Raw genomic sequence first — 25873 nt, forward strand, 5'->3', positions numbered from 1 at the left:
GAGGGAATCATACGTCCTCCTTCACGAGGGCGGTATGGGGCAAACGCTCGGTCAGCAGACCTTCGAGCTTCTGCCGCAGGACCCCGAGCGGAATGTGTTCGAGGCTCTCGCGAGCGAATGCATGGACCAGGATACTCACGGCGTCGCGCTCCGAGATGCCCCGCGATCGGAGGTAGAACACAGCGTCGCGATCCACCTGCCCGATGGTCGCCCCGTGGGTGCATTTCACGTCATCGGCGAAGATTTCCAGTTGAGGCTTGCTGTCCACTTGGGCCTCATCGGAAAGCAACAGGCTCATGTTGCTCTGTTTGGCGTCGGTTTTCTGGGCGACCTGGGCGACGAAAATCCGCCCGCTGAATACGCCGCGGGACCGCCCGCTGAGTACGCCTTTGAAGAATTCCCGGCTGGAGGCATGCGGCTTGAGATGGTCCACGCGCAGGTGGTTATCCACAAGCTGTTCGCCGTCGGTCAGATAAAGTCCGTCGATGTGGCTGTCCGCCCCTTCGCCGTCCAGTTGCGACTCAATGTCGTTGCGTACGATGCGTCCGCCGAGCGTCAGCGTGTACGAATTGACGACGCTGTTCCGCTTCTGGTGCAAGGTTGTCGTGGCCAGATGATAGGCTTCGTCCGACTCGCGAATGATCTTGTAGTGCCGGGCGACGGCGTTTTCACCCGCAAACACTTCCGTCACCGGATTGTTGAAGTACGAATGTCCGTCCTGCCCGACGTGGGTTTCCACCACGTCCACCTGGCTGCTTTCGTCGGCTATTACCAGGACGCGACCGTGCAAGGCAATCGGCCCTTGGGCGGCATCCGAAACAAAAACCAGGTGCACGGGTGTTGTTGCCGCCTTTCCTTTGGGCACGATCACAACGGCGCCGTCTTCCATCAAGGCTGTGTTCAGTGCTGCAAGGGCGTTCTCCTGATAGTTCGCATGCCGCGCAAGATGGCCTTCCAACAGGTTCGACTCACGGTCCATCGCCGCAGCAAGACTCAACACGCGAACGCCCGACGGCAGCGTCAATTCGTCCGAGACCCCCTTGGCAAGCCGGCCGTTTACGAACACCAGCCCGGATTCGTCTTCGGAGATACGAACGCTTTCGAGAATTTTCGGATTCACCGCGAGCGCTTGCTGCCCCGCCTGGTTGAAGGTCCCCCCCGCCACCGGAGCGATATTCGTGAACCGCCATTCTTCATGCCGTGTCGTCGGGAAACCCAGCTCCGCGAACCGCGCCATCGCTGCCTTGCGAATGGGCAATAGCCAAGGGTAGCGACCTTTGGCGCCTTCGGATTCGAATCGTTCGAACCGGGCGACATATGCGTCAACATGCTCCACCGTCTCGACCATGTTTGCCTCGCTCCCTCGCCTAGGCGCCCGCCCCTGAAGGCTCCAGTTCCTCGACCCAACCATATCCCTTCTCCTCCAGTTCGAGCGCCAGTTCCTTTCCGCCCGAGCGGATAATGCGCCCGCCACGGAGCACATGGACGTAATCGGGGACAATGTAGTTCAGCAATCGCTGGTAGTGCGTGACGATAATAAACGATCGCTTTGAGTCACGGAGGCGATTCACGCCGTCCGCCACGACTTTCAGCGCGTCGATATCCAGTCCCGAATCTGTTTCGTCCAGGATGGCCATGCCGGGTTCCAGCACGGAAAGCTGGAAGATCTCGTTCCGTTTCTTCTCGCCACCGGAAAAGCCCTCGTTCAGGGACCGCCCCAGCAACTGCTCGTTGAGCCCAACGACCTTGGCTTTCTCCTTTACGAGCTGGAGAAATTCCACGGCGTCGAGTTCGGGTTGGCCGTGATACTTGCGCTGCGCATTAAGCGCGGCCTTGAGAAAATAGCTCGTGTTCACGCCGGGGATTTCGACAGGATACTGGAACGCCATAAAGACGCCCTCGCACGCCCGCTCGTCCGGTTCCAACTCCAACAGGTTCTTGCCGTTGTACAGTATCTCACCTTGGGTGACCTCGTACGTGTCCCGCCCGGCAAGAACCTGGGCAAGCGTACTCTTTCCGGATCCGTTCGGACCCATGATGGAATGGACCTCGCCGGCCCTGACCGTCAGATCAATCCCCTTGAGAATCTCGCGCCCCTCGACCGTGGCATGCAGATTGCGGATTTCCAGCATTTCGTTGACCTCGTTCATATACGTGAGTGCCCTTCGGCATCGAACCCACGAAAAATCAATACCTTGCCAGGTGCGGATCGATCTGCGCCGCCCAGGCATCGATCCCGCCGCTCAAACTGCGAACATTGGTAAAACCATGTGAAGCGAGAAACGACGCGGCGTCCAGACTGCGGATTCCGTGATGACAATACGTCACGATTGCCCGATCCTTCGCCCAGGTTTGCAGAATTTCTTCCAGCAGCTCCCGCGTCACCAACCTACCCTCTTTCAGCCGACAGATCTCCGATTCATCCACAGACCGAACGTCCAGCAGTGCGACGTCTTCACCTCGGGCGAGCGCATCCTTCAACTCGTGAGGAGAAATCTGCATGGCTTTCAATGTTCGTTGCCCGCAGCGATCCGATGCGCGGCCGCCGGTCGCTTCGGGAAAGCCCTTCCCCGACCTTTGTTGGGGCCTCACCCGGGCTTCCGGCGGCCGCCGTTTCCCGGGCAATCAGCCCACGCTGCCTTCCAGACTTACCTCGAGCAATTTCTGGGCTTCGACGGCGAATTCCATGGGCAGTTCGCGGAACACCTCCTTGCAGAAGCCGTTTACAATCATGGACACCGCATCCTCCGTGCTGATGCCGCGCTGATTGCAGTAGAAAAGCTGATCCTCGCCGATTTTCGAGGTCGTGGCCTCGTGTTCCATCTGGGCGGTGCTGTTCTTGACTTCAATGTAGGGAAAGGTATGGGCTCCGCATTGGTCGCCAATGAGCAGGGAGTCACACTGCGTATAGTTCCGGGCCCGCTCCGCGCCCTGATTGATCCGAACCCCGCCGCGATAGGTGTTCTGACCCCGCCCGGCGGAAATGCCCTTGGAGACGATCGTGCTCCGGGTGTTTTTCCCCACGTGGATCATCTTGGTACCCGTATCCGCCTGTTGACGATGATTGGTCATCGCGACGGAGTAGAACTCGCCGACGGAGTTGTCACCCAGCAGGATACAACTCGGATACTTCCAGGTGATGGCGGAGCCCGTCTCTACTTGTGTCCAGGAGATCCTTGAATTCCGGCCAGCACACTTGCCGCGTTTCGTGACGAAATTGTAGATGCCGCCGCGCCCTTCTTCATCCCCGGGGTACCAATTCTGGATTGTCGAATACTTGATCGTCGCGTTCTCCAGAGCGACCAATTCCACGACAGCCGCGTGCAGCTGGTTCTCATCCCGCATCGGGGCCGTGCAGCCCTCCAGGTAACTTACGTAGCTGCCTTCGTCCGCGATGATCAAGGTCCGCTCGAATTGTCCCGTCGACGCGGCGTTGATGCGGAAATAAGTGGAAAGCTCCATCGGGCAGCGGACGCCCTTGGGAATGTACACGAATGAGCCGTCAGTGAAGACCGCCGAATTCAACGTGGCGAAGAAGTTGTCCGTGTGGGGAACAACGGAGCCGAGGTATTTCTTCACCAGTTCCGGGTGCTCGCGGACGGCTTCGGAGAATGAGCAGAAGACAATACCTAGTTCTTTCAGTTTGCCCTGAAACGTCGTCGCAACGGAAACACTGTCGAAAACGGCGTCGACGGCCACGCCCGCCAGAACGGCCTGCTCCTGCAAGGGAATACCCAGCTTCTGGTAAGTCTCCAAGAGCTTGGGATCAACCTCATCTAGCGACTTCGGTCCGTCCTTCTTCTGTTTCGGGGCCGAGTAGTAAACGATACTCTGATAATCGATCGGCGGATAGTTGATGTTCGCCCATGTGGGCTCTTTCATGGTAAGCCAATGGCGATAGGATCGCAGACGCCATTCCGTCATGAAGTCCGGCTCGCCCTTTTTCTGGGAAATGAATCGGATGATGTCCTCATTCAATCCCGGCGGAGCGCTGTCGGCCTCGATATCCGTTATGAACCCGTACTTGTATTCCTGCCGGGCCCAACGATCCAGGGTTTTCTGTGTGTCGGTCATTCCGAATGATCTCCGGTTGCCGCAATCTTCTCCTGCGACAACACGTCGGTATGTACGTTTGAAACGACTCCGTTCCGTTCTCCGTTCCCGCAACATGTACGCCGAACGCCGGCTCCCTCCACCATTCGGCCGTCATGTGTCGGAGCACGGCTCGACTCCCGCGTTTGCGCAACCAGGCTGATGGTATCCCACGCCAGATCATGCACCGTAACGCGATCGAAGAACTCCCGAATGCCCATGTGCAGCTTCTTAACGGGCGAGCTGATTTCGCAGCCGGGTTCACGCTGGCAGCGACTGCCCCCACCAGTTTCCTCGCTCTCGCAACAGCGGGCCAACCGGACAGGCCCCTCCATCGCCTCGACGATCTCGCGGACGGAAATTTCTTCCGGCAGCCGGGCCAGGCAATAGCCTCCAGCCACGCCACGAACCGAGCTCAGGTAGCCATAACGTGTCAGGCGATTCAGCACGTTGGTCAAGACGCGAACCGGTATATGCACACGGTCCGAAAGATCGCGTGCACACACTTTGCCCGCACCGTTGCGGGCCATGTGGGCCAACGCCACGAGGGCGTAGTCGGTCTTTCGCGTCAATGAAAGCAAATTGACAATTCCGTAATCACATCATCGCGACTTGATCGCCGACCAAGGCGATTTTCGCCGCGGCCGTACCATCATTGCAATACCGGATCGGATTCGAGCACAGCGCGGATCTTGTCCAGAGCACTCTTCTGGATCTGGCGGACGCGCTCCTTGCTCAGGCCCATGGCATCGCCGCACTCGCCGAGGGTACGCCCTACGCCCCCGTCCATGGGGAACCGCCAGGAGAGAACCAGTGCCTCGCGCGGGGTCAATTCGCCCACGTTCTCGCGGAGCGCCTTGTTGACCCGCTCGGCGTGCAGGGCCGATCGGCTCTCTTCCTTCGCCGGACGCTCCAGCCAATCCTCGTGTCCGACCGGTGCGGTGCTTCGCGCGCGACGAGCCTTGCGAACCGAGTGAATCATCGCTCGCATCACCGCATTGCACGCATATGTGCTGAAACGGAAACCCAGCCAAGGATTGAAACCTTCCACCGCACGAACGAGAGAGAAGAGCGCTTCGCTGCGCAACTCGTCGCGATCGACATCCTGCGTCTCGAAGCGGCCGATCATGGAATACACCAGGCCCAGATTGCGGTGGACCAGGTAATCCCGAATGGTCTTCCAACGCTGGGCCCAAATGCGACGTTCACGCGGACGGTTACCCGCTCGGCGTCGACTGTTGGGCGAAGCCCGATAGGCGCAAGTTTGGAGCGCCACAAAGGCGTCGTGCTCTTCCAGGTCCGGAATGTCCGCCTGTACGTCCTCGACTTGGCGGGCAATTCGCGCCGCGGAAGCGGACGCCGACGGCCTGCGTAGACGCCGATCGGGAATGTACCTCTTGCGCGCGTCCTTCCGCTCAAAAAACGCCTCCGGTGCGTTTGTCGTGTTTGCTACCATCTCTGCTGGTCACCTTCCACAAAGAGACCCAACGACCCCCCTCCCGGGACGGGCAGCCTCAGGCGGCCTTCTGGCCCGAAAGGAGCGGAATCATCACCAATGTGGTGCACATTAAATATATCACCACATGAGGGAGGTATCAACTGGCGAAAGCCCCGTTGGGCCGAGAATCCCCACTCTGGTACGGCCGTGTTACGGGCTTTGGATGCCGCGGCGGCCGGTGCGCCCGAATGAAGTACATCACAGGGCGGAAGGCTGCGCGTAAAGCAGCAGTGCAATTCTAGTGCGACTAGACCTGCTGGAGTTCCTTCGACTTGGCGGACATGACGGCGTCGATTTCGTCCTCAAACTTCTTGGTGAGTTTCTGAATGCGGTCCTTGAGGTCCTTGGCCTCGTCTTCGCTCAGTTTGCTATCCTTCTCCAGCGTTTCCGCGGCCTTATTGGCGTCGCGCCGGGCATTGCGGACGGCGATCTTCTGTGCCTCGCCCAACTTCTTGACCTGTTGGACGATCTGCTGCCGACGCTCGCCGGAGAGCGGCGGGATGGGCAGGCGTATTGCCTTGCCGTCGTTCATCGGCGTCACACCCAGGTTCGAAGTTTGCAGGCCGCGCTCGATGTCCTTCAATGTCCCGGGATCAAACGGCTTGACCAGCAACGTCGCCGGATCGGGCACGGCGATCGTGGCCAGTTCGCGCAATTCGTTCTGCGTTCCGTAGCTGGAAACGTCGATGCGGATGTGCTCGACGAGCCCGGGGTGGGCCGTTCCGGTGCGCAGACCCCGAAGTTCCTGCTTGAGGTACTCGACGGCTTTGCTCATCTTGCCCGAACAGTCTTTCTCGATGGCGGCGGGGTTCATGACTGGTCTCCCGAAGTATTGCCACGATTCTACACCAGGAAACGATGACGGAAAGTCTTGATGGCGTGGAACCGACGCGGCAAACGGGGCAGGGCAGAATGCTGCCGGTCACCGCTCAGGCGTCATCACCGATATAGGTACCAATCCCGTTTCCGCAAACCACGTCGCGCATATTTCCGGGGATCCACAAATCGAGCACGACGATGGGAACGTGATTACGCCGACAGAGATCGACGGCGCTGACGTCCATGATCTCCAGGCGCATCTCGAGCAGTTGATCGTACGTCATCCGCTCGATGCGCGTGGCACTGGGATCACGGACCGGGTCGGCGGTGTAAACGCCGTCCACTTTGGTGGCCTTGAGCAGTGCGTCGGCACCGATTTCTGCAGCCCGAAGGGCCGCCCCGCTGTCCGTCGTGACGAAGGGATTACCGGTTCCGGCGGCGAGGATGACGACGCGCCCTTTCTCCAAGTGGCGTACCGCGCGGCGGCGGATGAACTTCTCGCAAACGCTCTCCATGGACAGGGCGCTCATGACCCGCGTCGGAACACCCAGCGATTCGAGCGTATCCTGCACGGCGAGGGCGTTGATCACCGTGGCCAGCATGCCCATGTAATGACCGGTCGATTCCTCGATCGGTGCCGTGCGGGCGATGGTGCTGCCGCGAACGATGTTCCCGCCGCCCACGGAGACCGAGACCTGCACCCCGAGGTCGACGACCAGCTTGATCTCGTCCGCAAGCCGGCGCAATTGGTCCCCGTCAATGCCGGTCCTCCCGGCCGAGCAGAGGCCCTCACCGCTGATCTTGAGAATAACGCGATTGAACTTCGGACTGTTCATGCATTCGCATCCAGGCACCCGCGCAAAGAAAACGGGGCCGAAGCCCCGCCGCTCAACAGCGCTACCCGCCGACCCGCATGACGACGAGGTCGGTCACGGCATTGACGCCGGCCTGTTTGAGAATGTCGCCGACCTTGGCCTTGCCGTAGTCGTCCGTCTTCACATGGAGCTGCTCCATGAGTACACGCTCGCCGAAGAACGCCGCCACCTTGCCTTCGGCGATCTTACCGGCGATCTGCTCCGGCTTGCCTTCCGCCTTGGCCATACGCAGGGCATCCGCCCGAACGGCGTCCACCTCGGACGCCGGTACACCGGTTCGGTCGACCGCCAGCGGATTCGTAAACAACGAGTGCATGCACAGGTCGGCAGCCACATTCTTGTCCGACTTGGGCTCGGCGTCCAAGGCGAGCAGAACACCGCTCTTGCCGTCATGGTGCACGTAGGAGGCCAAGCAAGCTCCCTCCACGCGCCGGCACTGCCTGAGATTCATGGTCTCGCGCAGCCGGCCGAACACGTCCGTGAAGCGGGCATCCACTTCGGAATCGCCGCGGATCGATGCCGGATCAGGAGTTTTCTGCGTTCCTTCCGCCACGCGCTTGGCGATAAAGTTGGCCAACTGGATGAATTGCTCGTTTTTGCCGACCGGGGCCGTCTCGCATTGCAGCTCGATGATGCCGCCGCTTCGACGATCCGGAGCGATATAGACGCCGATGCGCCCTTCGCCGGTGGCACGATCGGCGCGCTCCGCCAGTTTGCCCTTGTGCTTGTTGCGCAGCCATTCGACCGCAGCTTCCATGTCGCCCTTGGCCTCGGTCAGGGCTTGCTTGCATTCCATCATGGGGAGGTCGGTCTTGGCCCGAAGCTCCTTGACCATTTGCGGCGTGATGTCAGCCATGAAACTCACCTTCTCATTAACGATCGCGCGTCGCTTTCTCGGCGACCTTGCGAATCAAGAAAACCCTATCGGGCGGGAGAAAAACCACCACGCGGTCAATTCAGTCGGGGGCAGCGACCCCCTGCCGGTACATAGCGCCGGCCTCCCGACCCGGAACCAATTGGGATTTGAAGCGTCTCGCTACGATGTCTGGCCTTGCTCGACGGCATCTGCGGCCATGTTCGACGACTCGGTGGATTCCGCTCCCTTTCTCCCGCCGCGCTCGCCGCCCGCAGAAGCACCTCGGGAAGGCTCGCGACGCGGACGCCGTGGTGAAGGACCCTTCGTCTCGGCGGGCTCGGGAGCGACACGACTCTTCTTGCCCAGCTCCACGGCTTCCGCAAGGTGTGTCAGGATCATGTCGATCGAGCGGATGGCGTCATCATTGCCAGGAATCGGTAGATCAGCGAAGTCCGGGTCGGAATCCGTGTCGATCAAACAGACCGTCGGGATGTTCAGGCGCCGCGCCTCACGCAATGCGTTACGCTCACGGTGAACGTCAATAACAACAACGGCGCCAGGAAGCCGATCCATATTGCGGATGCCGTCCAGATTGCGCTTGATCTTGCGCAACTCTCGCGTCCGCATGGCAATCATCTTCTTGCTGTATTCCTGGAGCGTACCGTCCGCCTCCTCACGTTCCAGCTCTTCGAGGCGGGCGAGGCGAGCCCGGATGGTCCGGAAATTGGTCAGGGTTCCGCCCAGCCAGCGCTCGCTGACGAATGGCATCCCGCAGGAGCGAGCGCATTGTTGAACGAGGCCTCGCGCCTGCCGCTTTGTCCCAACGAGGAGTATGTCATCGCCTTTGGCGACGACCTGGGCGATGAACTTCTTGGCCCGGACGAGACCCTTGACGGTTTCACGTATGTCGATGATGTGAATCAGGTTGCGCTTGCCGAAGATGAATGGGGCCATCTTCGGGTTCCACCGGCTCGTACGATGGCCGAAGTGGATTCCGGAATCGATCAGTTGACGCACTAACTCCGCTGCCAATCAACACCTCCGCACAAAAGGTCCTTGTCGCCACCCTGCCGGCTGGTCCCGTTGGGAGCCCCGCAGTCTAACAGATTCAGAATCGCCTTCAAGCGCGAGCGGCCGACATTTGGCCGGGGTTCATCATTGGGCGGCTTCCAGGGCGCGGCCGCTCTGTCTGAGTCTTCGCCGGAACCTTCCCAAGTGAGAATTCGCCCAACACACCCCGCTGGGAGCGGGCCAGCAGATTCCGTTGAACCGTGGCGAGTGATATAAACTACTATTATATATATGGTTATGGATAACTTATCCATCAGGACCATCTGAAGCAAGGCGATCACCAGCGTGGGAAATTTCAGGGCCCCATTGCGTTGCTGTCCATTCGGCGGTCAATTCCCCGCCCATGACCCCGCCGACCAAGGTTTTCATTAGTGCGGCCGAGCCCAGTGCCGACCAGCACGCAGCGAGCCTGATCCGGGCGGTGCATCGCGCCGACCCAGCGGTTCAGTTTGCCGGAGTCGCGGGTCCGAAAATGCGCGATGCCGGATGTGAGACGATATTCGACATCACGGGGCACTCGGCCATGCTGCTGGGGGCCGTACGGCTGGTCGGGCGGGCGGTCACATACTATCGACGCTGCCGAGAACGATTCCAATCCGACCCGCCCGACGCCGTGGTTGTGGTGGATTCGCCAGCCTTGCACCTGCGCCTCGCACGAATGGCCCGGCGTCTTGATCTGCCGGTACTTTACTACATCGCTCCGCAGTTGTGGGCCTGGGGATCTCGGCGAATCAGCAAGCTGCGCCGGGATGTGGACGAACTGGCCGTCATCCTCCCCTTCGAGGAGGCGTATTTCCGGGAGCGTGGCGTCCGCGCCACGTATGTCGGTCACCCTCTCGCCGAACAGCACCGGGAACGGTCAGTCGACTCCAGCATCGTCGCTCGACTTCGGAAAGACGCTCGGACCTTCGTTGCCTTGCTACCCGGATCAAGGCGCCACGTCGTGAAGGAAGTTCTGTCGGGGCAGATTGAAGTGGCGAAGGCCATTTCTCGACAACTACCTGGCGCCTCGTTTGGCGTTTCGGTCGCCTCCGACGGCCTTGCCGAGATGATCTCGCGCGCCGCTGAAGGGACGGGAATTCGAGTCGTCATGGAGCGAAAGCACTACGCTGAACTCCTCGAAGCAGCCGATCTCGTGCTGGTCGCTTCCGGGACGGCGTCCCTGGAAGTGGCTATGCGCGGCAAGCCGATGATCGTCATGTACAACGCCTCGCGGATGATGTACCACCTGGTTGGCCGTTGGATGGTTCGCACGCCGCACCTTTCCCTGCCGAATATTCTCGCGGGGAGGCGAATCGTTCCCGAGTTCATGCCCTACTACCGGTCGACGGACCCGATCTCTGCCGCGGCATTGGAATTGCTCACGAACGACGAAGTTCGCAGCAGAACGGTTGAGGACCTCAGGGTCATCACCGAGCCCCTTCGCGGCACGGATGCTTCATCGCGGACGACGGGAATCCTGATGCAGATGATTGAGCGGAGGCGCAGTCAACAGGCCTGTATGAATTCAGGCCGAGGAAAAGAGCGGGCGCCGTAAAACCAGTCCGCCTCCGCAATGCGCGTTACCGACTGGGGCTGCTGCTGGGATCGGCAGTCGGTCAGGAGTTCCGTAATGGTCTGACCCAGAACCGGATGAACAACCTCCGAGGCGATATCCGTGAGCGGCTCCAGCACGAATCTGCGAAGGTGGAGTCGTGGGTGAGGAACGCGCAGATCCACTTCGTCGATTACGCGATCGTCGAAGAGGAGCAGATCGAGGTCGAGCGGTCGCGGCGCGTTGGGTTGCCGTCGCTGTCGTCCCCAGGCCTGCTCGATGTCTAGGAGATGCTCGAGCAACGCGCGAGGCTCCAATCGCGTTGCAACGCGGACGGCCGAATTGAGAAACACCGGTTGATCGTCGGGCACGTCGACGGGAAACGTCTCGTACAAGCCGGCGATAGCGCCGGGACCGTCGATCGCCGTGGCGTGTAGATCATCGATTGCTTTGACCGCGCCGCGTAATGCGGCCAAACGGTTGCCGAGGTTGGAACCAAGCGCGATGAACGCCGTCGAGTCGTGATCTACCATTGAATTCCCGAAATGCGCTTGACCGCTTCCCGAATCCGCTCCTCGCTTCTGACGAGCGAAAAACGCACAAATCCCTCTCCCGTGACACCGAGCCCGGCGCCGGGGATGACGACGATATCCGCCTCATCAAGCAGGCGACGCGCGGCCGACTGGGAATCCACCCCCGGAGGAAGCTTCGCCCAGACGTAAATGGTTGCGCGGGGCGTCGTCACCGGCCAGCCTGCTTCCCTCAAACCGGCGACGAGCACGTCACGCCGTCGAGTGTACATGGCTCGAAGGTCGCGGATCTCAGGCCGATCGAACCCATCCAGTGCAGCCATGGCGGCGACCTGAATCGCCTGAAAAATACCGGAATCCAGATTGCTCTTGACCCGGGCGAGGGACGCCAGCGCTTCGCGGTTCCCAACGGCGAATGCGATTCGCCACCCGGTCATGTTGAATGTCTTGGAAAGCGAGTGGAACTCGATGGCGACGTCTTTGGCGCCCGGAATCTGAAGTATGCTCAGCGGGCGATCCTCTCCGAAATAGAGGTCGCAGTACGGCGCGTCCTGCGCCACGAGGATGTCATTCTCGCGAGCAAAGGCGACGACCTCCTCCAGGAACGACCGCGGTGCGATCGCGCCCGTCGGGTTGTTGGGGTAGTTGAGCCAAAGGATCTTTGCCCGCTGGCGAATCTCAGTGGGGACCGCCTTAAGGTCAGGCAGCCAACCGTTCTCTTCAGTGAGCGGCATCGTGTGGCAGCTTCCGCCCGCAAAGATCGTCCCATTCACGTACACCGGATATCCAGGCTCGGGAACGAGGGCGAGCTGTCCGGGGTTCAGCACACCGACCGGCAAGTGCCCGATGCCTTCCTTTGAGCCGAGCAGTCCTACGACTTCCGTGGCGGGATCGAGTCGGACGTCGAATCGCTTGTCGAAGTACCGGGCGGCCGCTTCGCGAAACGCAAGCATGCCGGTGCCGAAGGAATAGACGTGGTTGGCCGGGTCGCGAATGGCCTCGGCCATGCGGTCGACAATGAACGCGGGCGTAGGCTGATCCGGATCCCCCACGCCGAAGTCGATGACGTCACGTCCGGCCGCTATGGCATCACGCTTGCGGCGGTCAATTTCGGCGAAGAGATAAGCCGGTAACTGCGACAACCGATCGGATCGGAAGCTCATGGGTATAACTCACGTAGACCTATCAAGCGCCCTCTTCAGCAGTGATTCGTACGCTCCGCGGCTTGGCCGTTTCCGATTTGGGGATGATGACCTCCAGCACGCCCCCACGGCACCGCGCGGTGAGCTGGTCAGGGTCAATATCCTCAGGCAGATCGAGCGTCCTGCAGAACGAGCCATAACGCCGCTCGGTGCGGACCGCTTTGCCTCCGGTACCCACGTCGCTGGGACGCAGCTTCTCACCACGAATGCTCAACGTCTTGCCAACGTGCGTGACTTCGACGTGCGCCGGATCGACCCCGGGCAGCTCCATGAGCAGGCGGAATCGTTCATCCTCTTCGTACAGGTCCAGCGGAGGCCCCCACTCCTGCCCGTCGAAGGGACCGGCGGAGACACCGGAGTGCATCACGCGATCGAAGAACTTGTTCATCTCTTCCTGTAGGCTTCCCAAAGAAACCTGAACGTCAGAGAAGGGGCGAAAAGGCATGTTACGTCCTTTCAAAGTTGTTCGTCTCGGCTCGCGGGAACGAGGGGCATTATACCTCTTCAGGGTCGAAACGGTCGAGTCCGCCCACTTCTTTGCGCAGCTCCTCGATCAAGCCGGTCAACTGCTCGACCTGAGACTCCAGTGTGGACACTCGATCGAGCAGGGCTTCGACATCGGCGGGACTCGAGCGGTCCACCGACTCGTGGTACGTATCCTCTTGAGACGGCGATGGAAGCGCCGCGGGCGAGACGACCTCGGCACCCTCACCAAGCAGGTGTCGGTAACGGTTTGCCGATCTGCCCGGTTCGCGCCTCAATTCCTCGACGAAAGGCGTTTCGCCCCCCATGAGTCCATTCAGGATCGCGTGAACCCCGTGCATGTCGGGAAAAGCCGTCATGCGGGAGGCGTGGGCGCGGAGCTCCCCGGCCGTCTGCCTGCCGCGAAGGATCAGCTCCGCCATCAAGGCCTGTTCCCGCGGATCCCAATGAAGCTTCTCCACGACATTGTGCACGAAACGATTGGCCCGGGCGCCATGTGGGGGCGGCGCCTCCCGAACGAGACCGGCGAGAATCAGCGAATGCAGCGCCCGAGCAACGTCCGCCTCCGAATGGTCCGTCACTGGATCGCGGTTCTGCTTCTGGTTCGCCCCGACCACGAGGGCGTTGAGCGTCATCGGGTAGCTGCCCGGCGTGGTCATGGCCTTCTCCAGCAGCACGCCGAGTACGCGAAGTTCGATTTCGCCGAGTTTCATGCCACATATCCCCAGGGCTCAATCAGCCGAGTCGATGAATCGTTCGAGCGCAATGGGCAGAATCTACTCCCGGTGCATGACAGGGATCACTTCGCGGCGCAGCTCCTCACGCGATGGAGACTGGGCGTCCCTCAGGAGTCGCCCGCTGTCGTCCCGCCGCTCAAACAATGAGTTATACGCGAAGATCGCGTAATGTCTCCCGTACGCATGAGCACATTGGAGCTGCTCACGCACAATTCTTCCGGGGCGCTTGTCGAACATGATGCCCTGCACGACACGGCCGCGCCCGATGGCCGCCCAATCTCGCGCACGGCGCTCGAACTCCGCGGGCGATGCGTCATAGTTCATGGGAAAGACGGCGTCGACCAGGCCTTGCGCCAGCCAGCGACGTGAATCCTGGTAGTATGCACGGTAGGAGCGCTCAGGGTCCGCACCGACGGCCGCGCTGAGCATGATTCCCGGCTTGATCCGCTCCTGCATCGCTCGGATGTCCGCCACGAGCCGAGTGACCTGAGCTGCTCGCCATCGGGTCCAGAGCGCCGGATCGTCGTCGGGACGCTTGCCAGTCGCGGCTTGATACGATGCCAGCGTCCGGCGGTCGCGCGGGTAGTCAGGGACCGCCTGACCAGGTGCATAGGCCGGGCTCGGATCGACGGGCAGCCGAATATAATCCAAGTGAAGGCCATCGATCGGATAGCGAGCGACGATCTCCCGCATGACGTCCGTCAGATAGCGGCGGACTTCCGGATATGTGGGATTCAGGCTGCAATACCACCCGAGTGGCTGGCGCTGTCCGTTTTCGTCCCGGAGAAACCACTCAGGTCGTGCATTGTAGAGTTGACGCGGATTCCCGGGCGGCTTCTTCCCGTACCATGCGGGCATGACGTTGGCCCAGGCGTGAAGGCGCACCCCCCGCTTGTGCGCTTCGCGGCAGGCAACGCTCAAGGGATCAAACCCCGGGTCATGCCCTCCGAGTTCATCCGCCCAAGGCTCGAGACGCGACCGGTAGAAGGCGGCGCCGGCGCCACGCACCTGAAACAGGACATCCGTAAAGCCAGCTCGACGGCAATTCTCCATGACCGCCGCGATATCCGAGGGCGTTCGATAGTCCCATCTCGTAACCCACACGGCGCGGACCGGTCGGCTCGCCGATAGCTCGGTCGTCCGGTTGAGACCGTGACATCCGGAAACCGCGGCCAGGGCAACCGGCAATACGCAATACAGGAACAAGATACGCCGAGAGCGAATCCAACCAGGCATGGGACTCCTTTCCTTGTGGACTTCCTTGCCGCTTGCCGGGGTGTCTTCATTCTCCGCTACCCCGGTCCGGCGGGCAATGGACGGCCAGTCCGCTCCACGGAGCAACGGCCTCTCTCTACCTTCGCTGCGTCGAGCGCTCGAACTTTAGCGAATCCCTGCAAGGGACTGTTGTCAGGGGAGCGACCGATTCCCCGGGTGCACCATCAAGGTACGGGCGATGCAACCGCCTCGCGGACGGCCGTTTCGAGTATCGGGGGCAGGCCTCCGAGGGAATCCGACTCGGAGACTCCGCCCTGCCCGGAGATTGCGCTTCCGTTGTTCAGCGACTCGACGGTTTCTTTGATACGCCGTTCGATTGATCGGCGATCACGAGTCACGACCTGTCGGAGGGCAAGAACCGCCCGCGGGTCGAATTGCGTGCCGCTATGGGCGTCCAGCTCGTCCAGCGCCGCATTGATCGGACGGCGCGCCCGATAGGCACAATCCGTGGTCATGGCGTCGAAGGCATCGGCCACGAGCAGGATTCGGGCGCCGATGGGTATGTTTGTCCCCTCAAGCCCTTCCGGAGAGCCGCTGCCGTCGTAGCGTTCCCGCTGGTGCCGGATGATCTGCATTTCCGCATCGAGGACGCGCAGGTGGCTGACGATACGGGTGCTGATATCTGGAACGCGGGCCAGGATGCGCCTTTCAAACATGGAGAGCGGCGAACGCTTCATGAGGATCCGGCCGGGAACTCCGATCTTGCCCACATCATGAAGAAGGCTCGCGTTCTGGATTGCCTTGAGAACACCCCGACTGCAACCCATCTGCGCGGCGATACATCGCGAATAAAAGGCCACGTTGACCGCGTGCCGCGCCGTGCTGGGGGCTGATTCGTGGAGGGCCTGGAGCAGGGCCGTCACGCTCTGGAAGTACATGTCGCGCGTGCGGACGTTTTGTGCGGCAATCTCCCTCCGGAGGCGATCAGCCTCGCCGACCTCCATGCGCACTTCCAACTCCGTGCGATCATCCAGTTCCACGGCGGCGACAATCTGATCCCGCCCTCGGCGTTTCGCGACGTACAGGGCACGGTCTGCGAGATCGGTCAGATCCGATGCACCGTTTACTCGAGGATCGTCGGTATCGGCCAACCCGAACGAGGCGGTCACTCGGTGCCCTCGCAGCGCGGGTAGGTTGATTTCTTCAGCAAGGGCCCTGCGGATCCGATCCGCGACATGGATGATGTCACCGCAGGTGGCTTCCGGCACGATAATGGCGAACTCCTCGCCGCCAAAGCGTGCCACCGTATCCACTTCGCGCACACTGCGGCACAGCACCTCCGCAACGGCCTCAAGCGTCGCGTTCCCGACGAGGTGACCGAAGTTGTCATTGATCGCTTTGAAGTAGTCGAGATCGATCATCACCAGGGCCAGAGGATGCCCGAAACGGCGAGATCGATTCACTTCCGCGTCCAGAAGTCGATTGAAATGGTCGTGATTGAAAAGTCCGGTCAGCCCGTCGGTTACCGCAGCGCGTCGGAGTTTTTCGTGCATGGCCCGGAAACGCAACCCGACGCGGACTCGGGCGACGACTTCGTCCCATCCCGCGAGCTTGCTGACGCAGTCGTCGGCTCCGCAGTCGAGCAGATCCCGAGTCGTAGCACCAAGAGCGCTGGCATGAAAAACGATGAAGTGCGCTCCATCCAGCTTGGATACTTGCCGCACGACGGCGCATAAGTCTACGCTGGACCCGTCCGGCAATTCGTAGGCAGAAACGATGATGGTCGGCCGGCAATTGCGAAGTTGGTCTCGCGCCTGGCCAATTGTCCCTGCCTCGATACAACCCAATCCCGCGCGCACCAGCATCCGACCTAACAGACGACGCTGGTCAGGATCACTTTCTACGATCAGGACATCGACTGTTTGGTCGTCGTGCAAGCGGCACTCCCGACTCGGGCGACGTAAAGAAAGGGACCTGAGAATAACCCGCCGAACCCGTCAGCGTCCGGTAACGACCCTGCCCGTCATGATGATGCTTCGCTTGTTACATCGGACGCCCCGCGCTCCGCCTGCATCAGGCTGGTGGTGACGTATTTCCCGTGAGGGAAAGCATCCCTGCCGGGCGTGGAGCGCTCGTGCGATGTCTCGGATAGCTGAAACCCGGGGGGACCGGGGCCGGATTCAGGTTGGGAGGCGCCCGATCAATGCAGTTCTACGTCCCAGTAGGCGTTGTTCAGAAACTGTTTCCAGGATGAATATCGCTGATCGGACAGCTTGATCGTCACGACGGGATTGCGCCGCGGACGTACCGGCTCCCGAACCAGAGCCAGGCGGGCCTGATCCGGCGTGCGTCCGCCTTTGCGAACGTTGCAACGCACGCAGGCGCAGACGATGTTCTCCCAGCAGGAGGCCCCGCCCTGCGAACGCGGAACGACATGGTCGAGACTTAATTCCGACGTCGGGAAGCGCCGGCCGCAATACTGGCACGTATTGTTATCACGCGCGAAGATGTTGCGGCGGTTGAACTTGACTTCTCGCTGCGGCATCCGCGCGAAGCTGAACACGCGCACGATCCGCGGCACAGCAATGTGGAAATGAACGGTTCGAATCCAGTCGTGCTTGGCGGGCTCGAATTCGTGCCGAAACCGGCTGATTTCGGCCCAATCCTCGAAATCGTACGAGACGTACCGACCGTCCTCGATCGCCACAACTTCTGCGACTGGAAACGAACTCCGATCTCGTTTGCAAAGAAGGGAAAAAGCACGGCGCGCGTTGATCACCCGCAGCGCCATGTAATGAGCGTTTAGCAGGAGCACGCTGGAATCCAGCGCGCTGGCCGGATTGGACACACTCGATGCTGCGAAGGCGTACCCTCCTCAATGGTGCCGGAACCGATCCGGCGACACAGGGCTGAATTTCGACATGTGGGAAGTACTTCCGTAGAACTTCCCCTACCAGTCATTGTACACCCGTTTCCCGCAAGCCTCAATAGAGCGTGCGTCAACGATCGGTTAATTCCGACGCAAGCTCAGAGAATACCTAGCCAAACGGGCTCAAGGCATGATGTCGCCGTGTTTCCCCCCACGCGTGGACGTCGGCCGGGACCTCGGATTCCGAGGTCTTTCGTGCCCTTCCGGCGCCGCTACCTCACGGGCACGCCGCTGGGTTCTCCGCTTGGAGCTGGCATGCCGCCTGGAAATGAGGCTGACGGCCTCGTCGACGTCGTCCGTGATATGGAAAAGTTCCAGGTCGGTCGGTCCCACGAACTTGTTGTCGCGCAACTGCTGTTTCATCCAGGAGACGAGCGGATTCCAGAATGCCTCTCCGAGGAGCACGACAGGAAACGGCTCCACCCGCTCGGTCTGGATCAGGGTCATCGACTCGAAGAACTCGTCCATCGTACCGAATCCGCCCGGGAAGCACACGAACGCCACCGCATACTTCACGAACATCACTTTCCGAACGAAGAAGTAGCGGAAGTCCAGGGCAAGATTCTGATACTGGTTAGGCAACTGCTCGTGGGGCAGTTCGATATTCAGCCCCACGCTCACGCCTCCGGCCTCGGCGGCACCGCGATTGGCGGCCTCCATGATGCCCGGACCGCCCCCGGTGATTACGGAGAAGTTCTTCCGCGCCAACGCCCGCCCGAGGTCCGCCGCTCGCAGATAATGCACACTGTCCGGCGTCGCTCGAGCCGAACCGAATATCGAGACGCCGGGCGGCACCCGTGACATGGTCTCGAATCCCTCGACAAACTCCGACATGATGCGGAATACGCGCCACGTCTCGTCCGCGTAACCCCGCTCGGGAAGCAACTTGCTGGGCACCGGCGACCCCACCTTTCTCAAAAGACAGAAAACGACACACGCTCGTAGCCCCGAGAGTATACTGAATTCGATAACCGCCGCTCAGTTTGGCACGAGCGACCCGGTAAAATCGTTGACACCGGCGACTCGAACGGCGTACGATCAAGTTGGGTTCGATCGGCGAGCATGCGCGCCGAGTGCATCTCTCGGCAGCCGGCCGGTCATTCCGATACCTATTCAGCCCCGAGTCTTGTCCCTGGCACGGAATGCCAGGGAATAGTGAGTAATTCAAAGAGGCCCAATCGGATAAGACTTGGCCATTCGCTGCCACACGGAGAGTATCATGATTTCGTCCGCAACATCCCCCCTTACCATCGCCCGTGGCCAGAAAGGAATTCTGCCCGGCGTCCTGCTCGCCCTGCTGGCGGCGGCGCCGGTTCTGGCCCAGACCACCACCATGAAGCCCGAGGTCGAGGATCGCGTCAAACGTGCGTCGATCATGATCTTTATGGCCGTTTCCGAGCGCGAAAAAGGTGACACGCCTCTGGGCTCCGGATCGGGGTTCTTCATCAATGGAACCGGCTTGGCGATAACCAACAACCACGTCGTAGACCCGACGCACATGAAAAGCCCGGCCGAGAAACAGAACTTCCATTATCGCGCCGGTCGATTGACCTGGACGGCGATCGTCAACTCCGGCGTGGACGGTGAGGAGAAGAAGTACGACGCCATGGTCATCTATCAGAATGAGACGGCGGACCAGGCCCTTCTCCAAGTCTATGCCGATGACCAGGGCACGCTGCTGAAGACACCGAATTATCTGCGGCTGCTCCCGGAATCCCGTCTGGAGGAGCGCATGCCCGTGTGGGCCTTTGGGTTTCCGGGCGGCCCATCGCAGCGGATCGAGAACAACCTCAATCCGAAAGTCTCTATTACCGCCGGAAATGTGCTCCAGTACCCCCGCACGCCCGGCGGACGGATCCGCATGATCTACACGGATGTGATCGCCCGCCCGGGCAACAGCGGCGGGGCGATGGTCAATGCAGATGGTTATGTCCTTGGCGCGGTCACGCTCATGAAGGCGCCCGAGGGCCGGGAGGATACCGGCGGGGCGAAGTACTCGTCTCTGTCACCCGCATCGATTTCGAAAGAGCTCTTGCACAACGCCTTCGTGCTCGGGAAGGTGCCCGCGCACACGGACGTCACGCCGTTCATGAGCGCCCTGCCCCGCGTCCGCGGGCGGCTTAACGTACCGGAGTACGAGCGCCTCAACGACAAGGATGTGCTCTACTTCAATGATGGTGACCGGATTCACGGGGCCATCGCAAGCTCCACCATTACCTGGCCGACTTCAGTCGGAACACTGGAGGTCCCGGTCAGTGCCGTGGCCTACATCATCAATAACGATGAAGGATCGCATCTGTTTCTGGAGGGCGGCAACTACCTCGCAGCGACGTCGAATGTCAAAGCCACGATCAAGTTCCAGCCCCAAGGCGGTGAACCGACCGATGTGGACGTGAAGAACGTCGCCGTCATCGGGTTCAAGACAGAGGACCGCGAAATCTCTCCGGTGGAGGGTGACGTCTTCGTGCTCGACTCCGACGCAGGTCATCTTGTCGTCAAGGGTGTATCCGGCTCGGCCTCCTTTGCCGGACGAATCGGTGCCATTCAGGTCAAGCTCCCCAATCTCATCCGCGCCTCGCGTCAACCCGACGGGTCCACGGTTGTGTTGATGCAGGACGGCCGGCGGATGACCGGACGGTTCGACGCCGGGAAGTTCGAGGCGACCATCGCCGCGACGGGAACGCCGATCGCCATCGACCTCTCCGGCATCAACTGGATGACCGTTCGCGAAGAGCACCAGCAGGCGGGTATTACGGCGGGTTCGACGCTGCTTGACGTTCTCACTGGCGCGGATGACCAGGTCCTTCAGACGGCTCGGGACCTCCAGGGCGGCGATCTTGCGAAAGCACGGGAGACGGTGAATCAGCTTACCGACTCCAGCACCATGAAGAAATTCACCGACGCGAAGAAAGACCAGGTACGCTTACTCGAAGCGGTGCTGCTGCTTCGTGAAGGCAGATACGATGAGTCCACCCGTGCCTTTCGGCGCGTGGCCCGAGCCGATGACAACAACCTGGCTGCTTTTGCGTCCGGCTACGGCATGGTCCTGAAGGAAAACGAGCGGACCGGTTACGAATTCGACGGCAAACCCTTCAGCGATCGGCAGGCTTTCCAGCGAGCCGGGCTAGAGACGGCACGGCGCGTCGTCGCGGAAGCCCGCAGCGCAATCAAAGACGCCCGCGGGCGCGAAGGCAAGAATCGTGGCGAATACGCCCGCACAATCGGCGATGTGAAGAAGTACGAGGATGTCCTGACCGGAGCTGCCGTGTTCATCGGAACCGATGCCGAAGATGTACTGGTTCGCTTGTGGAAAGTCGCCATCGACACCGGATACAGAGAGCTGGATCGCTTGGAGAAGGTCGAGCAGGAACAGCAAGAGGACGCGCGGGGCGGCAGTCGAAAGGGACGCGGATCAAACCTCCTTGCCCAGCGTGAAATGGACGAGATCAAGCGCCTCCGTGAAGACACTGAAGAGACCCTGCGGACCTATTACTTCAAGCGCTTCGACTACGGATTTCGAATTGAGGATCCGGACATCCAGGCACTCAAGGAGAAGAAGGCCGACGTGTAGGCCTTGCGAAAACGGCAACAACCACCTGCCCGGGCGAAAACCACCTTCGCCCGGGTTTTTCATTCATACTGAATAGTGCGCGACGGGGCGCTGCCCTCGTCTTGAGGCGTTCCCTGCCAAGATAGTCGCTTTTCAGTGTTGCGAGAGGCAATTTCGGCGGAGCTTCCGGAATCGCTCCGCGCCGGGACAGGCTCCGGCCGATAAGTGCTTCCGTCGGATTCGGATCAGACGATCAGTCATCGCTTTCCAGCCACGGAGCCTGCCATGTCTCGACGTGCAAATCGTGATCGGAGCGGGAAGGCCCGGCGAGCTCGCACGCGCCAACGAGCGGCCCTTGTGCTTGCCCGCCAGAGCATCGAGGAGTACCTGGATTCGGACAGCCCGCAGGGTGCAAGCCGCAATGGCCCAGAGCCCGTCGTCGGTCGGTACCAATTTCATCCGACCGCTTCCTTCGTCGAAAGGTCGGACCTCCGCAAGCCTGACCAGTTCGAATTCGCCTACGAAGCGACATCCGCGACCAGAGCCGTGTCCTGCCCAAGTGCCGCGCGCGGAAAGGGAAGGATCCGAAGCCGGTTCTCCATGGCGAGGTTTCTTTTCGGACTGCTCATTGGAGGAGCCGCCGCGTCGGTCATCCTCCTGCTGGTACAGTGGGGCGCCGGGTAGCCCGAGCACTGACCAGTTGCCATCTCCAAGCCTTACGAGGGTACGCGGGGATTGTCGCAAGCCGTTCCGGTTCGGCGCGCGAGGCGCCCCACAAGAGGCCCCAGAACGCCTCCGCCTCTGCCCGCTCTGCATCACCGATTCCCAGCCGACTTCGCCCTGCATGCCTCGCTGCACCCTCCGGGTTATCGGCCTGAGGCAAAGGCCGCGGACCAAGACAAGCGTCTGTGCCGCGATGGTGACACTCTCATAACCTGTTACCGGACTTCCAAGCCAGCACGTCCAATAATCACACAATGCCAGCATGTGGCACTGTTATCAGACTGTACCATTTTCATTGACTTGCTTTTCGGCCGTTTCATACAATGAGACGGCGCCGTGTTATGGGCATCAGTGCGCTTCTCGTGAATGCCACTTACGTGACACTCATCAGGGAAACTGCGAGGAGCGTCGTTGTCCGGCAACGTCGCAGCCGACCGTGCCGCCACCGAGGGGCAAAGGGCCATTCGTGAACTGAGGCGGGTCACGGTCAGAGGACGTACCGCATCGGAGAGGGAGAAGCAGAATAATGGAGGGGACCCCCACCACCACGCGCGGCCTCGCTGCCGCCAACCACCGTGCCCCGATAGTGGCGAAGAAGGCCCTCTTGCGTGCCAACGTTTCGATGGCATGCCTGGTCGCATGTGCATTGAGTGCCGCATTGGCGGCGTCGAACGCGCGAGCCGTGGATGGCCGTGCCGTCGCCGAACAGAAGGGCAGCATGCTTATCTTCCCGTCCATTGAGATCCGATGGGATGATAGCGGAGCACTTCTCCAAGATACGTTCATCGAACTCACCAATGATCACACGGAGGATGTTTTTGTCCAGATGTATTTCGTGAATGGAGATCCTCCGCTGGAGGCAGATTACAATCCTGGGGGAATGCTGCGCGAACGGGCTCATGCGGGTTGGAACAACATCGGCGTGCAGATTCTCCTGACAGGAAATGAGCCCACATACTGGTCGGCGCACACCGGACTGCCGATCGGTGTGGCACCGTGGGAACTGCTGGATCCGGGTGACCCACCCGGCAGACCAAACCTCTATTATGAGAACGAGCGGACGGTTCGCGGATTCCTGGTCGCATGGGCGGTCGACGCCCAGGGGCGCGAAATCCGATGGAACCATCTCTCGGGGACCGCGGTAGCCATCGACTACGAACAGATCGCCGCATGGGAATATAAACCCTATGCCTTCCAGTCTCGTGGCAGCTCGAACGGAATGCAGCCCACGAGCTGCGAGGTCCTGAGTGCGGAGAGCGGACAGTGCCTTGACGCCCGCATTGTTCCTGGGCGTCTGGATCTGGACGGATTTGAGTACGATTCGTGCCCCAGTGCACTTATGTTCGAATTCATCGCGGCAGGTGCCGGTGTCCCCGGCCGGCCCGACGCAACCGCAGTTGTTCCCGTGGAGACGATGCTCACGCTGATGCCCTGTGCGGTTGACCTCCGCCAGGAGACGGACGGGCCCGTAACGACGAAAGCCAACTTCGACATCTGGAACGCCAATGAGGTGCGCTTCTCCGGAACGGAGCGTTGTGTGACCTGCTGGGATTCGACCCCGCTTGATGTGTACACCTATCTCGGCGCGGCCAATCACTTCCTGGTTTACAACCTCCAGACGGACCGGGGGAAGGCCCGCGTCCGGGGACTGGCCAGCCAGCGTTGTGACGCGCCGGGCGTGGTCAGCGAGGCCTCCGCATTGCTCGGCGTGTCCCGCAAGGCGCTCTACTTCAGCGAGAGAACGGCCTATGCAGGCTCACCTCTGTCCATACAGGGGCTACTCGGCGGCCGGATTCAATACGACGTCATCCAGCCGACCAGTGAGCGGCTACCCAAACGGGAGGGTCAACCGTAAGCGAAGACCCTCGTTGAGAACCAGTTGGAGTGCTATGTCGGAAAGCAAAACATCGTGAACGCAACTCGCTCCATTCTCCGACGCGCGACACTCTTTCTGGCGCTGGCTGTGATGGCCGCGCCGGCGCTTGCGCAGACTTCGATCCTCACGCTGGGCCCGGGAAGGGCGTATCAGCGCGCCGACCTGTTTAACCTCACGTTGGCCGGGGAGAGCATGAGCACCGCGCGGCAAGCGCTGGTCAACGACGGATTCGTCATCGACACCAGTGAGTCGTTCACCGTCCCAAGTCTTTCCGGGTACGACATTGTCGCGCTCGGGCTGTTTGCGCCTGGCAGCGGCTTGGAAGTTCCCGAACAGCTCGCCATCGAGAGCTTCGTTCGCGCCGGCGGGGCGCTCGTCTACTTCGGAGACAACGACGGGTTCGCCGCGGCCAACGAAAGCGTCGCGGGCCTGTTTGGCGTTGTGTTCTCCAACGATCCGATCTCAAATGCCGCACGAAACGTTCTCGCACCCAACCACCCCCTCCTGTCCGGACCAGGTGGGGCCGTTACGGAATATGACGGCAGCGGAAACCTCACCAACTATTTCGGCGGGATACTGAACCTGGGACCCTATGCTCAAGCGGTACTTCGTACGCCGAATCGAACGGTTGTGGCGGTGATCGAGCGGAACGCCCTTCAGCCTGGAAGCGGTCCCGTCGTGTTCCTTTCCGACATCAACGGCTTTCTCGATGCCGGCATTGGCACAATTCACCTCGGCAACAATCTCGCATTGCTGCGCAACATCTTCGCGTTTGCCAGGGGCTCCTGTACAAGTGATGCCCAGTGCGACGATGGCGCTTTCTGCAACGGCGCGGAGCGCTGCAATGCCGGAACGTGCGTAGCGGGAGTACCACCGTGTGTCGCCAGCGGAAAGCCCTGCAACGAACTGGTCGACGCCTGTGCGGCATGCGTGGCCGATACTGAATGCGATGACGGCGTGTTCTGCAATGGCATGGAAGTGTGCGGGACGAGCGGTGTGTGCGAGTCGGGTCCGCCCCCATGCGGAGACTCGTGCGAGTCCTGCAACGAATCCAACGAGACCTGCACCTGGTGTATTTTCGATCTGGATAGCGACGGCGTTATCGCAACTGAGGACGCCAATCTGCTCAGCGAGTGCATGGGCGCCTGCTACGCATCAGGCAGTCCCTGTGCAGCCGCCAACTTCGACAACGACCCGGCCAACTGCGTGGGCTCGGCGGATTTCGCCGCGTTCAGCGCCTGCTACGGACTGGTTTGCGCGGAATGCCCCGGGTGCTCCGGGCCGCCTTCTCAGGCTCGTCCCATTGCTAGTGCGCCGAAGTTCGCCGATCGGCTCCGCCTCGCGGTCACTACAACCACGAATCCATCTCCAAGCGACGCCGTCGATCGACTGCCACCCTCACGTATGGACTGGCTCCGCGGGCAGACCTTCTACGTCGAGGTCTGGGTCTCGGCGGTCGCCGCGCCATCCGCCGGTGTCGCCGCCGCCTATCTGGATGTGCAGTGGAATGAAAATCAACTCGATCTGCTGAGCAGCCGGGTCAGCGATTCACTGGGTGCGCTGGCACAGCCGGGAAGACCTGGTGCGGGCGCTCTTCGCGGCGTGGGCGGATGCACGACGCCGGGACACCTGAGCACGGGAAGGGTCGGCCAGTGGTTGCGTGTCGCGACGTTGCGGATGCGCGCATCGTCCGGCGGCACCGGAGAAGTGACGGTCGGACTTCCCGGCGGTCCGCTCGGCGTAAGTCTCTTGGGTGAGTACCGCGATGTTCTACCGGGAGAGACGAGCACGATCGCCGCACCCGTAAGGACCGGTGATCCTCGAAACGATGTAAGCGTCGGGGCAATCGAACACTGAGGGACATTGGTACGCTGACCGCGGCG

The 25873-nt window shown here is 61.1% G+C and carries 23 protein-coding genes; 5 read left to right on the forward strand and 18 right to left on the reverse strand.

Going from position 1 to position 25873, the window contains the following annotated elements:
- Positions 1-7 precede the first annotated feature (7 nt).
- The 10 genes from sufD to rpsB form a co-directional block, all read right to left on the reverse strand.
- Positions 8-1348 (reverse strand): Fe-S cluster assembly protein SufD, encoded by a 1341-nt coding sequence (sufD, locus tag J5J06_17410; GenBank protein MCO6438874.1) that lies wholly within the window; start codon positions 1346-1348, stop codon positions 8-10.
- Between the two features lie 19 nt (positions 1349-1367).
- Positions 1368-2132 (reverse strand): Fe-S cluster assembly ATPase SufC, encoded by a 765-nt coding sequence (sufC, locus tag J5J06_17415; GenBank protein MCO6438875.1) that lies wholly within the window; start codon positions 2130-2132, stop codon positions 1368-1370.
- Between the two features lie 55 nt (positions 2133-2187).
- Positions 2188-2502, reverse strand: coding sequence for a hypothetical protein (locus tag J5J06_17420; GenBank protein ID MCO6438876.1), 315 nt, complete (start codon positions 2500-2502; stop codon positions 2188-2190).
- Positions 2503-2625: 123 nt separating this feature from the next.
- A complete protein-coding gene (sufB, locus tag J5J06_17425) occupies positions 2626-4074 on the reverse strand; it encodes a Fe-S cluster assembly protein SufB (GenBank protein ID MCO6438877.1) in 1449 nt (482 codons plus the stop codon).
- The gene (locus J5J06_17430) at positions 4071-4673 is read right to left on the reverse strand and encodes an Rrf2 family transcriptional regulator (GenBank protein ID MCO6438878.1); all 603 of its coding nucleotides are present in this window, start codon (positions 4671-4673) and stop codon (positions 4071-4073) included. Before J5J06_17430 ends, sufB begins: the two co-directional genes overlap by 4 nt.
- Positions 4674-4744: 71 nt before the next feature.
- A complete protein-coding gene (locus tag J5J06_17435; GenBank protein ID MCO6438879.1) occupies positions 4745-5548 on the reverse strand; it encodes a sigma-70 family RNA polymerase sigma factor in 804 nt (267 codons plus the stop codon).
- Positions 5549-5837: 289 nt separating this feature from the next.
- Positions 5838-6404: a ribosome recycling factor gene (gene frr, locus J5J06_17440; protein MCO6438880.1), complete on the reverse strand. Its 567-nt coding sequence runs from the start codon at positions 6402-6404 to the stop codon at positions 5838-5840.
- Positions 6405-6519: 115 nt separating this feature from the next.
- Positions 6520-7245, reverse strand: coding sequence for a UMP kinase (locus J5J06_17445; GenBank protein ID MCO6438881.1), 726 nt, complete (start codon positions 7243-7245; stop codon positions 6520-6522).
- Between the two features lie 61 nt (positions 7246-7306).
- Positions 7307-8140 carry a translation elongation factor Ts gene (tsf, locus tag J5J06_17450; GenBank protein MCO6438882.1) on the reverse strand — a complete coding sequence of 278 codons (834 nt, stop codon included), beginning with the start codon at positions 8138-8140 and terminating at the stop codon, positions 7307-7309.
- A gap of 180 nt (positions 8141-8320) precedes the next feature.
- Positions 8321-9172, reverse strand: coding sequence for a 30S ribosomal protein S2 (gene rpsB, locus J5J06_17455; protein ID MCO6438883.1), 852 nt, complete (start codon positions 9170-9172; stop codon positions 8321-8323).
- Between the two features lie 382 nt (positions 9173-9554).
- Between rpsB and lpxB the strand changes: the two genes are divergently transcribed.
- Positions 9555-10748: a lipid-A-disaccharide synthase gene (lpxB, locus tag J5J06_17460; GenBank protein MCO6438884.1), complete on the forward strand. Its 1194-nt coding sequence runs from the start codon at positions 9555-9557 to the stop codon at positions 10746-10748.
- Here the strand turns inward: lpxB and folK are convergent.
- From folK to J5J06_17500, 8 genes are all read right to left on the reverse strand, one after another.
- Positions 10700-11278: a 2-amino-4-hydroxy-6-hydroxymethyldihydropteridine diphosphokinase gene (folK, locus tag J5J06_17465; protein ID MCO6438885.1), complete on the reverse strand. Its 579-nt coding sequence runs from the start codon at positions 11276-11278 to the stop codon at positions 10700-10702. The two genes, lpxB and folK, sit on opposite strands and share 49 nt — an antisense overlap.
- Positions 11272-12438, reverse strand: a complete 1167-nt coding sequence (locus tag J5J06_17470; protein ID MCO6438886.1) for an LL-diaminopimelate aminotransferase — start codon at positions 12436-12438, stop codon at positions 11272-11274. Before J5J06_17470 ends, folK begins: the two co-directional genes overlap by 7 nt.
- A 22-nt stretch (positions 12439-12460) precedes the next feature.
- Positions 12461-12922: an Hsp20/alpha crystallin family protein gene (locus J5J06_17475; protein MCO6438887.1), complete on the reverse strand. Its 462-nt coding sequence runs from the start codon at positions 12920-12922 to the stop codon at positions 12461-12463.
- A 49-nt stretch (positions 12923-12971) separates the two neighbouring features.
- Positions 12972-13673 (reverse strand): DUF480 domain-containing protein, encoded by a 702-nt coding sequence (locus J5J06_17480; protein MCO6438888.1) that lies wholly within the window; start codon positions 13671-13673, stop codon positions 12972-12974.
- A gap of 63 nt (positions 13674-13736) precedes the next feature.
- Entirely contained in the window at positions 13737-14933 is a 1197-nt protein-coding gene (locus J5J06_17485) for a family 10 glycosylhydrolase (protein MCO6438889.1), read from the reverse strand.
- A gap of 203 nt (positions 14934-15136) precedes the next feature.
- Positions 15137-16849, reverse strand: coding sequence for a diguanylate cyclase (locus tag J5J06_17490; protein MCO6438890.1), 1713 nt, complete (start codon positions 16847-16849; stop codon positions 15137-15139).
- 263 nt (positions 16850-17112) lie between these two features.
- Complete coding sequence (locus J5J06_17495) at positions 17113-17703, reverse strand: HNH endonuclease (GenBank protein MCO6438891.1); 591 nt, start codon at positions 17701-17703, stop codon at positions 17113-17115.
- A gap of 261 nt (positions 17704-17964) precedes the next feature.
- Positions 17965-18675: a TIGR00730 family Rossman fold protein gene (locus J5J06_17500; GenBank protein MCO6438892.1), complete on the reverse strand. Its 711-nt coding sequence runs from the start codon at positions 18673-18675 to the stop codon at positions 17965-17967.
- Between the two features lie 385 nt (positions 18676-19060).
- Between J5J06_17500 and J5J06_17505 the strand changes: the two genes are divergently transcribed.
- From J5J06_17505 to J5J06_17520, 4 genes are all read left to right on the forward strand, one after another.
- Entirely contained in the window at positions 19061-21412 is a 2352-nt protein-coding gene (locus J5J06_17505) for a trypsin-like peptidase domain-containing protein (protein ID MCO6438893.1), read from the forward strand.
- Between the two features lie 264 nt (positions 21413-21676).
- Positions 21677-22075 carry a hypothetical protein gene (locus J5J06_17510; protein ID MCO6438894.1) on the forward strand — a complete coding sequence of 133 codons (399 nt, stop codon included), beginning with the start codon at positions 21677-21679 and terminating at the stop codon, positions 22073-22075.
- A 565-nt stretch (positions 22076-22640) separates the two neighbouring features.
- Positions 22641-23969, forward strand: a complete 1329-nt coding sequence (locus tag J5J06_17515; GenBank protein ID MCO6438895.1) for a hypothetical protein — start codon at positions 22641-22643, stop codon at positions 23967-23969.
- A gap of 54 nt (positions 23970-24023) precedes the next feature.
- On the forward strand, positions 24024-25847 hold the full coding sequence (locus J5J06_17520; GenBank protein MCO6438896.1) for a hypothetical protein: 1824 nt from the start codon (positions 24024-24026) through the stop codon (positions 25845-25847).
- Positions 25848-25873 lie beyond the last annotated feature (26 nt).

Source organism: Phycisphaerae bacterium, from assembly GCA_024102815.1.
In the GTDB taxonomy this organism is placed as follows: domain Bacteria; phylum Planctomycetota; class Phycisphaerae; order UBA1845; family UBA1845; genus JAGFJJ01.

Coding starts and splice junctions, on each gene's coding strand:
- sufD (MCO6438874.1), bottom strand. CDS start 1,348: ATGGTCGAGACGGTGGAGCATGTTGACGCATATGTCGCCCGGTTCGAA.
- sufC (MCO6438875.1), bottom strand. CDS start 2,132: ATGCTGGAAATCCGCAATCTGCATGCCACGGTCGAGGGGCGCGAGATT.
- J5J06_17420 (MCO6438876.1), bottom strand. CDS start 2,502: ATGCAGATTTCTCCTCACGAGTTGAAGGATGCGCTCGCCCGAGGTGAA.
- sufB (MCO6438877.1), bottom strand. CDS start 4,074: ATGACCGACACACAGAAAACCCTGGATCGTTGGGCCCGGCAGGAATAC.
- J5J06_17435 (MCO6438879.1), bottom strand. CDS start 5,548: ATGGTAGCAAACACGACAAACGCACCGGAGGCGTTTTTTGAGCGGAAG.
- frr (MCO6438880.1), bottom strand. CDS start 6,404: ATGAACCCCGCCGCCATCGAGAAAGACTGTTCGGGCAAGATGAGCAAA.
- J5J06_17445 (MCO6438881.1), bottom strand. CDS start 7,245: ATGAACAGTCCGAAGTTCAATCGCGTTATTCTCAAGATCAGCGGTGAG.
- tsf (MCO6438882.1), bottom strand. CDS start 8,140: ATGGCTGACATCACGCCGCAAATGGTCAAGGAGCTTCGGGCCAAGACC.
- lpxB (MCO6438884.1), top strand. CDS start 9,555: ATGACCCCGCCGACCAAGGTTTTCATTAGTGCGGCCGAGCCCAGTGCC.
- folK (MCO6438885.1), bottom strand. CDS start 11,278: ATGGTAGATCACGACTCGACGGCGTTCATCGCGCTTGGTTCCAACCTC.
- J5J06_17470 (MCO6438886.1), bottom strand. CDS start 12,438: ATGAGCTTCCGATCCGATCGGTTGTCGCAGTTACCGGCTTATCTCTTC.
- J5J06_17475 (MCO6438887.1), bottom strand. CDS start 12,922: ATGCCTTTTCGCCCCTTCTCTGACGTTCAGGTTTCTTTGGGAAGCCTA.
- J5J06_17480 (MCO6438888.1), bottom strand. CDS start 13,673: ATGAAACTCGGCGAAATCGAACTTCGCGTACTCGGCGTGCTGCTGGAG.
- J5J06_17485 (MCO6438889.1), bottom strand. CDS start 14,933: ATGCCTGGTTGGATTCGCTCTCGGCGTATCTTGTTCCTGTATTGCGTA.
- J5J06_17495 (MCO6438891.1), bottom strand. CDS start 17,703: ATGGCGCTGCGGGTGATCAACGCGCGCCGTGCTTTTTCCCTTCTTTGC.
- J5J06_17500 (MCO6438892.1), bottom strand. CDS start 18,675: ATGTCGGAGTTTGTCGAGGGATTCGAGACCATGTCACGGGTGCCGCCC.
- J5J06_17505 (MCO6438893.1), top strand. CDS start 19,061: ATGATTTCGTCCGCAACATCCCCCCTTACCATCGCCCGTGGCCAGAAA.
- J5J06_17510 (MCO6438894.1), top strand. CDS start 21,677: ATGTCTCGACGTGCAAATCGTGATCGGAGCGGGAAGGCCCGGCGAGCT.
- J5J06_17515 (MCO6438895.1), top strand. CDS start 22,641: ATGGAGGGGACCCCCACCACCACGCGCGGCCTCGCTGCCGCCAACCAC.